Below are 7,764 nucleotides of genomic sequence, written 5' to 3'. Positions count from 1 at the left end.
CAGTTGGACGAAGTGACCCAATGCAATGCCGCGCTGGTGGAAGAAGCCACCGCCGCCGCGCGCAGCCTGGAAGAACAAGCGGTGGAACTGGCCGATGCGGTCTCGATCTTCCGCCTGCAATCCGACGCCCCCAGCGCCTCCAACATCGTGCGCGCCAGCTTCCACAACGCGGCATAAGCCTGGCATGCGTGCCGATTCGTAGGAGCGCACCCGGGCGCGATCGGGTTTCTGCGGAAATGCCCCGCGTCAACAGGTGCGCCGATGAGAACGGCCGAGCGATGCGCCGAATCGTCTCGTCCCGGCAGGGCAGCGCAGCGCTGCTCATGCTAGCGCCACGACGCCGGACCCCTTGCGTCAGTCCAGAAACCGCGCATGTTGCTCGGGCGTGGGCAGCATGCAGTGATCGCTGCGACCGAACCAGCGGTAACGATTGCGTGCGATCAGCCGGTAGCCGAGATCGCGCACGCGACGTGGGACCAGGCGCAGCACACCACTCAGCCGCCAGAGCCCGCCCAATCCCGCCAGCACGCGCACGATCGCATCGCTGTCGGTCCAGGCGCCGGTGGCGTCCACCAGGAGAAACGACAAAGGGTCGTCCGGATCCAGGCCGTGCTGCTGCAACAGTGCGCGCCCGGCCTGACCCTGCATGGCAGCAAAGCGATAGCGCCCACGCCGATCGTGGCGCAGCAGGAATTTGACCCAGCCATTGCAGAGCAGGCACACGCCATCGAACACGATGGTGGCCCGCGCCGCAGGCGGCGCAACAGGCGATTGATCAGCGCGGCTCAAGCCAGCCCTCATATCGAATGAACGGTCCTACCAGCGGCAACTGCACGTCCACCAGAAACCCGTAACGGCCGCCGTCGGCATGCTCGCGGCAGCGCATCTGCCGGAACCAGCGGGCAGGCAACCGAATCATCCCGAACGCCCACACGCGAGTCGCCTGCCAATACAACGATTGCGCATCGGCCTGCAGCGAAAATTCAAAGCGCACCGCGCCCAGGTGTTCGCGCAAGCTGTCGCCATGGCGCCATAGCCGCGAATGCATCGGCATGCCGTCAAAGCGCCGATGCCAGCGCTCGCCGTGCGCGTCGGCCAGAAAGTCCACTTCCACCGCCACCTCGCCACTGCGCGGCAGACGGCTCAGCAACGCCAGTAACGCCAGTAACAGGACCAGCGCATGCGTGCCGCGGTGAATCCTTGCCCGGCCGGCGAAGGTCTGCCGCTGCTGCACCGAATGCAGCGCGCACACCGGCGCAGGCAGTTGCGCGAACGCGTCCTGCCCCAGCACCTGTGCGAACAGCGGCACGCTCAGGGCGCGATCCAGGCCAGCGTGGCCATGCGTCCGCTGCGGCGATCGCGGCGATGCGAAAAAAACCGCTGCCGATCGGAAATGGTGCACAACCCGCCGCCATAGACCGCATCGGACGGCACACCGGCCCGCTGCAGCCGCTGACGTGCCAATGCATACAGATCCACGCGCCAGTGCCCCGGGCGCGTGGCGACAAACGCGTGTTGCGCCTGTGCGTCGTGCGCAACGAAGGCGTCGAACACGTCCTCGCCGATCTCATATACCTGGGGCCCTGCGGCAGGACCCAGCCAGGCGACAAGCTGCTGCGGTGGCGTCTGCATTGCGGCCACGCTGCGCTCAAGCACACCGTCGGCCAGCCCGCGCCAACCGGCATGCGCAGCAGCCACCTCGCTGCCATCGCCGGCAGCGAACACGACCGGCAGGCAGTCGGCCGTGAGGATTGCCAATACCACGCCAGGTGCCGAGGTCACTGCAGCATCGGCAACCGGTTCGTGCGCACCAGGCGGCTGATCCGCCGCGCCGTCGGTGGAATCGGGTGCAGCGGGCGGTGCATCCAGCCGTACCACATCCACGCCGTGTACCTGCCGCAGCCAATGCGGCGTGCTCGGCAACTGCAGTGCCGTGGCCAGCAGCGCCCGGTTGCGCTCCACCTGCTTGGGCACATCGCCTTCGGCGCTGTTGCGGTTGCCAAGGTTGAGCGTGTCGAACGGAGGCAGCGAGCCACCCAGAGCGTGACGCAGCGTGGTCAGCGCACGGATGCACGGTGGCGCCGGCCAGTTGGCTGGCAGGATGAAGGGCGCAGCCATGGGCATCTCAGCGGCGTGCCAGCTCGGCGGCGCGTGCACTGTCTTCGCGCAGCGCGGTCATCAGGCGCTGTAGATCGGCCGGTACCGGCGCGCTGGCGCGGACCGGCTCGCCGCTGACAGGATGCAAAAATTCCAGCGTTTCGGCGTGCAGGGCCTGGCGCTTGAAGGTGCGCAGTTCGTGCACCAGCTCATCGGTGGCACCCTTGGGCAGCTTGAGCGCGCCGCCGTACAGCGGGTCGCCGACGATCGGCGATTTCAGGTGCGCCATGTGCACGCGGATCTGATGGGTACGCCCGGTTTCGAGCCGGCATTCCAGCGCAGTGTGCGCACGGAAGCGCTCGCGTAGGCGGTAATGCGTCACCGCATCGCGGCCGTCGTCGCGCACCGCCATCTTCAGGCGATCGCGCGGGTGGCGGTCGATCGGGGCATTGGCGGTGCCGCCGGAGACCAGCGCACCCACCACCACGGCCAGATACTGGCGATGCACATCGCGCGCGGACAGCTGCTCCACCAGCGCGGTCTGCGCCTGCACGGTGCGCGCCACCACCATCACGCCGCTGGTGTCCTTGTCCAGGCGATGCACCACCCCGGCGCGCGGCACCGAGGCCAGCGCCGGGTCGCGGAACAGCAGCGCATTGACCAGGGTCCGGTCCGGATTGCCGGCGCCCGGATGCACCACCAGGCCGGCCGGCTTGTCGATCACGAGCACCTGCTCGTCTTCGTACAGCACGCTCAGCGGGATGTCCTGCGGCGCGGCGTGGGTCTGGGTTTCCAGCACCACCTGCACCTGCACGCTCTCGCCACCGCGCAAGGTATCGCGCGGGCGCGCCATTTCGCCGTCCAGCAGCGCGTCGCCGGACTTGATCCATTCCGACAGCCGCGAGCGCGAAAACTCCGGGAACAGCTCGGCCAGCACTGCGTCGAAACGGCGTCCGGCGGCGTTGTCGGGCACGATCGCCTGGCGGATGGACGGGGAGAGGGGTTCGGCAGATGGGTCGGACATGGACACGGGCACTCAGGCAAATAGCGGGAATTTGCGGGTCCGGGCGGCGGGAGTCAGTCGCCGGACAGGCCACTAGGCTATCATCGCGCTCTCGTTTTCCTGATGCGTCCTGCCCAGACCCATGATCCGACGGTCCACGTTTCCCGCGCCTGCGCGCCTGATTGCCCTCATGCTGGTCATGGCGTTCGTCATCACCGGCTGCCACCGCGGCACCAAGGACAAGAATCCCGACGAGGGCATGCCGGTCGAGCAGCTCTACGGCAAGGGTCATAATTTGATGGAGAAAGGCAACTGGGCCGGCGCCGAAGCCAGCTACAAGCGCCTGATCGCCCAGTACCCGTATGGCCCGTACACCGAGCAGGCGATGATCGAAACCGCCTACGCCCAGTACAAGGCCGGCAAGCACGACGACACCGTCTCCAGCGTCGACCGCTTCATCCGGACCTATCCGACCCACCGCAACATCTCGTATCTGTACTACCTGCGCGGGCTAGCCAACAGCAACCGCGACACGGTGTTCCTGCGCCGCGTGTGGTCGCTGGACCCGAGCCGCCGCGACCTGTCTTCGCCGCAGCAGGCCTACAACGACTTCAATACCGTCACCGATCGCTATCCGAACAGCCGTTACGCCGCCGACGCACGCAAGCGCATGATCGAGCTGCGCGACATCTTCGCCCAGCATGAATTGGATAACGCGCTGTACTACCTGCGCCGCGATGCCTGGGTGTCGGCTGCCGGTCGTGCCAACTACCTGCTCGAAACCTATCCGCAGAGCGCCTTCCAGTACGACGCGGTCGCGGTGCTGGCCGAGGCCTACACGCACCTGGGCAACAAGACCTTGGCAGCCGACGCACGCCGCGTGCTGGAGCTCAACGACCCGCAGCACCCGTGGCTGACCGGCGACTGGCCGCAATACCCGTGGGCCATCCGCAAGCTCAACCCGTTTGCCGGCGAAAAGTCCGCCGCGACCGGGCAAAAAAATTCGCAGATGAATCGCGACTGAGGCATCAGGCGCAGCGCATGACCGAAAAGAGGCCGAAAGGCCTCTTTTTTGTTGCGGTGGCGATGACGGCAGCACGACAAGTACGCCGCCGACGACGACACGGTGGCGATTGGCGCCGCTGACGCGCCTGCAGCCTGCGGTTGCCTCCCCTGCGCGCGGACGCATTGGCGAGCCCGCCGCGTGCATCCTGGAACCCGGCCCCAGGTCACCCAATGCCCCCGGGCCCCCTGTCGATACTCGTCCCCAACCAGCTCCGACTGCCTGCGAGCGTCAGCCAAGGAAGCCGCATGTCTCGTGCCACCATCGCTTTGCTGCTCATGGCGGCCCTGACCGCCAGCGCCACCGCAGCCCCCATCGTCTACGGCGTCAACGCGCACGACGGCCGTCCCGGCTACGCCATGACCCAGGCCGAGGCACGCTTCAAACTGCTGGCAGCGCGCAACCTGCGCAGCTACCGGTTCGATGTCGACCCGCGCGATTACGCCACGCTGGATGCGCTAGTTCCCTTGGCGCGCAAGTACGGCATCACCCTGCGCCCGATGGTCTACCCGATGTCGCGCGAGATCAGCTACCAGCTGGCACGCCGCTACGCCGCAGACATCAAGGTTTGGGAAATCGGCAACGAACAGGATCTGGTGCGTGCGGAAGCCGACACCCGTATCGCCGCAATGACCACGATGTATCTGGGCATGCATCAGGCCTCCGACGAGCTGGGCGCCGGCCTGCGCTTCACCATCGACATCACCGCCTGCGATAGCGACGATCGCAGCGCCAACGCGCGTTGCCCGGGCGATCGCAACGGCTCGCTGTGGTTTTTGGCAAAAGCCAAGGCGGCCGGCTTCAACTTCGACCACATCAGCTTCCACTACTACGCGTTCTACCAGGATGGCGGCTATTGGACGGACTTGTATCTGGGCCAGCTGCGCACTGCCGCGCGCACCTATAACACCCCGGTGTTCTTCAACGAGCTGAACTGTGCGGAGATCTATACAGGCAGCACCACTGGTGGCAGCGCCGGTGATTGGGGCTGTTACGACAGCCTGGCGCAGCTGTTGCGCAACGTGCGTGACAACGATGCCGACGTGGTGGCCGAGGTGAATGTCTACGAGTTACTGGACCAGGCCACCATCCAGGGGCCTGAAGGCCATTTTGGCCTGATGTACGACCTGGCCCGACCAAAACCGCCCCTGGATCTGCTCACGCGGTTCGCCCAGCAGCCGGCTACCGCAGCGGCAGCCACCGTGGCAGCCGAGTGACCGGATTAGCCCGTTCGGACTACTGCCCGCGATACCCGTTGGTGATGGGATAGCGCCGTTCGCGACCGAATGCACGCCGCGACACCTTGGGCCCGGGCGCGGCCTGATGGCGCTTCCACTCGTTGAGCCGCACCAGGCGCAGCACATGCTCGACGGTATCGGCCGCATAGCCCGCTGCAACGATGTCGTCGCGCGACTGCTCCTGATCGACGTAGCGATACAGGATGCCGTCGAGCACATCGTACGGCGGCAGCGAATCCTGGTCGGTCTGGTTGTCGCGCAACTCGGCCGACGGCGGGCGCGAGATCACCGCCGGTGGAATCACCGGCGCGCCGCCGACAGTGTTGCGCCATTTCGCCAGTCCGAAAACCTCTGTCTTGTACAGATCCTTGAGCGGCGCATAGCCACCGCACATATCGCCATAGATGGTGGCGTAACCCACTGCGTATTCGCTCTTGTTACCGGTGGTCAGCACCAGTCCGCCGAACTTGTTCGACAGCGCCATCAGGATCACGCCACGACTGCGCGACTGCAGGTTTTCTTCGGTGATGTCCGGGTGGGTGCCTTCGAACATCGGCGCCAGCGCGCCGAGCAAGCCTTCGAAAGCCGGCTCGATCGCGATGGTCTCCAGCTTCACGCCCAGCGCGCGGCATTGTTCCTCGGCCAGGTCGTTGGACAGATTCGCGGTGTAGCGCGACGGCAGCCGCACCGCGGTCACGTTCTCGCCGCCCAGCGCATCCACCGCCATCGCCAACACCAAGGCCGAGTCGATGCCGCCGGACAAGCCCAGCCAGACCTTGCTGAAGCCGTTCTTGCGGCAATAGTCCTGCAGCCCGCGCACCACCGCGCGCCAGGCCAGCGCGTCCATGCTTTCGTCGCCGTCGTCCACCCATACCACCGGGGTGAAGCTGCGCTCGCCGGCCGCGTAGTCCACCACCAGCCACTGGTCCACGAAGGCTGCAGCGGCGGGATGCACGGTGCCGTCGCCATCGGCCACCACCGAGGCGCCGTCGAACACCAGTGCATCCTGCCCGCCCACGACGTTGAGATAGGCAATTGCTGCCCCGCTCTCGCGGGTGCGTTCGGCCAGCAATGCATCGCGTTGCGCATGCTTGCCGCGCTCGTACGGCGAGGCATTGGGCACCAGCACCAACTCCGCGCCCGCCTTCACCGTATTGGCCAGCGGCTCGGTGAACCAGAGGTCTTCGCAGATCACCACGCCCACCTGCACGCCCTTGACCGTGACCACACAGTTTTCGCCATCCGGGGCCACGTCGAAATAACGACGCTCGTCGAACACCGCATAGTTGGGCAATTCGCGCTTGCGGTAGGTGGCTTCGATCCGCCCGTCGCGCAACACGCTGGCGGCGTTGTAGACCACGCTGCCGGCGCTTTGCGGCCAGCCAACCACCGCCACGATGCCGCGCGTGGCCGCCGCAATCCGCGCCAGCGCCTGTTCGCAATGGGCCAAAAACCCGGGCCGCAGCAGCAGATCTTCCGGTGGATACCCGCTGATCGCCAACTCTGGAAACAGCACGATGTCGGCCTCGAACTCATCGCGCGCCGCTGCGATGTACTCGATGATGTGATCGGTATTGTGCGTCACGCCGCCGACCGGGAAGTCGAACTGGGCCATGGCGATGCGGAGGGTCTGGGACATATCGGCAGCCTTTTGCAGATTCCTACCGAACGCCGGAAGGAGGAAGAGAGAAGCGGGCAACGCACAGCCGTTGCGCAATCGCGTCGCAGACAGCGTCGGTGCGCACTAGCACTTCATTATTCCAGAAGCGCAGCAGCTGGAAGCCTTTTCGGTACAGGAAGGCCTCGCGCGCGGCATTGGAGGACGCATCCAGATGTTGGCTGCCATCAAGTTCTACGATCAGCGCGCTCTCCAGGCAGGCGAAATCGGCGACATACGGGCCGACCGGACACTGCCTGCGGAACTTGAACCCCAGCAGACGTCGATCACGCAGGCGGTACCAAAGCAAACGCTCGGCAGCGGTCATCTCGCGCCGCAAGGTTTTTGCAAAGCGGATCTTTTCACCGGTGCGCATCGGAGGCTCCCAGGTCTGAGGAGCTCACAGCTTGGTGTGGAGCGCCACTGCCCGCTATCGGCTGCGGCCGTTGGGGGGTGTAAGGAATGCGCCCTCACCCCTGCCCCTCTCCCGCAAGCGGGAGAGGGGAAATCCAAGGCGAAAGGCAGTCGGTGGATCGGTCCGCGTCTAGGTGTTCAGTCCCGGCATTAGATGGATCGGATTCACTTTGAACCGCTCGGGTTCGGATGTCCACTGCTTGCAGATGAATTCGTACGGTGTCAGACCCTTCAGAGCTTTGAGCCTGCGACCGTAGTTGTAGGCGTCGATGAAGTTGGCTAAATGCTGTTG

General features: G+C 65.7%; 8 protein-coding genes and 2 pseudogenes. 3 read left to right on the top strand and 7 right to left on the bottom strand.

The genetic code is table 11. From position 1 onward, the window contains the following. A pseudogene (locus XAXN_RS21390) lies at positions 1-177 on the top strand (methyl-accepting chemotaxis protein); the annotation flags it as partial. Positions 178-354: 177 nt separating this feature from the next. Here the strand turns inward: XAXN_RS21390 and XAXN_RS12135 are convergent. The 4 genes from XAXN_RS12135 to rluD are packed head-to-tail and all read right to left on the bottom strand — an operon-like array spanning position 355 to position 3,121. Further along, positions 355-789, bottom strand: a complete 435-nt coding sequence (locus XAXN_RS12135; protein ID WP_054319724.1) for a thiol-disulfide oxidoreductase DCC family protein — start codon at positions 787-789, stop codon at positions 355-357. Further along, positions 776-1,309: a DUF4166 domain-containing protein gene (locus XAXN_RS12130; RefSeq protein WP_054319723.1), complete on the bottom strand. Its 534-nt coding sequence runs from the start codon at positions 1,307-1,309 to the stop codon at positions 776-778. Before XAXN_RS12130 ends, XAXN_RS12135 begins: the two co-directional genes overlap by 14 nt. 2 nt (positions 1,310-1,311) lie before the next feature. Then, positions 1,312-2,124 (bottom strand): peptidoglycan editing factor PgeF, encoded by an 813-nt coding sequence (gene pgeF / locus XAXN_RS12125; RefSeq protein ID WP_054319725.1) that lies wholly within the window; start codon positions 2,122-2,124, stop codon positions 1,312-1,314. A gap of 1 nt (position 2,125) precedes the next feature. Further along, positions 2,126-3,121: a 23S rRNA pseudouridine(1911/1915/1917) synthase RluD gene (rluD, locus tag XAXN_RS12120; protein ID WP_054319722.1), complete on the bottom strand. Its 996-nt coding sequence runs from the start codon at positions 3,119-3,121 to the stop codon at positions 2,126-2,128. 121 nt (positions 3,122-3,242) lie between these two features. Between rluD and XAXN_RS12115 the strand changes: the two genes are divergently transcribed. Further along, positions 3,243-4,124, top strand: coding sequence for an outer membrane protein assembly factor BamD (locus XAXN_RS12115; RefSeq protein WP_054319721.1), 882 nt, complete (start codon positions 3,243-3,245; stop codon positions 4,122-4,124). 287 nt (positions 4,125-4,411) lie between these two features. Beyond that, positions 4,412-5,380 (top strand): glycoside hydrolase family protein, encoded by a 969-nt coding sequence (locus tag XAXN_RS12110; protein WP_054319720.1) that lies wholly within the window; start codon positions 4,412-4,414, stop codon positions 5,378-5,380. Between the two features lie 19 nt (positions 5,381-5,399). Here XAXN_RS12110 and XAXN_RS12105 read toward each other — a convergent pair whose 3' ends face one another. The 3 genes and pseudogenes from XAXN_RS12105 to XAXN_RS12095 form a co-directional block, all read right to left on the bottom strand. Further along, positions 5,400-7,040 (bottom strand): NAD+ synthase, encoded by a 1,641-nt coding sequence (locus XAXN_RS12105; protein WP_054319719.1) that lies wholly within the window; start codon positions 7,038-7,040, stop codon positions 5,400-5,402. 22 nt (positions 7,041-7,062) lie between these two features. Next, complete coding sequence (locus XAXN_RS12100) at positions 7,063-7,434, bottom strand: endonuclease domain-containing protein (RefSeq protein WP_054319718.1); 372 nt, start codon at positions 7,432-7,434, stop codon at positions 7,063-7,065. Positions 7,435-7,602: 168 nt separating this feature from the next. After that, positions 7,603-7,764, bottom strand: a pseudogene (locus XAXN_RS12095) (IS481 family transposase); the annotation flags it as partial.

This window comes from Xanthomonas axonopodis (assembly GCF_001304695.1).
Lineage (GTDB): Bacteria > Pseudomonadota > Gammaproteobacteria > Xanthomonadales > Xanthomonadaceae > Xanthomonas > Xanthomonas axonopodis.
The sequence above is the reverse complement of the archived record's forward strand: the minus strand, read 5'-3'. Positions and strand labels throughout refer to the sequence as shown.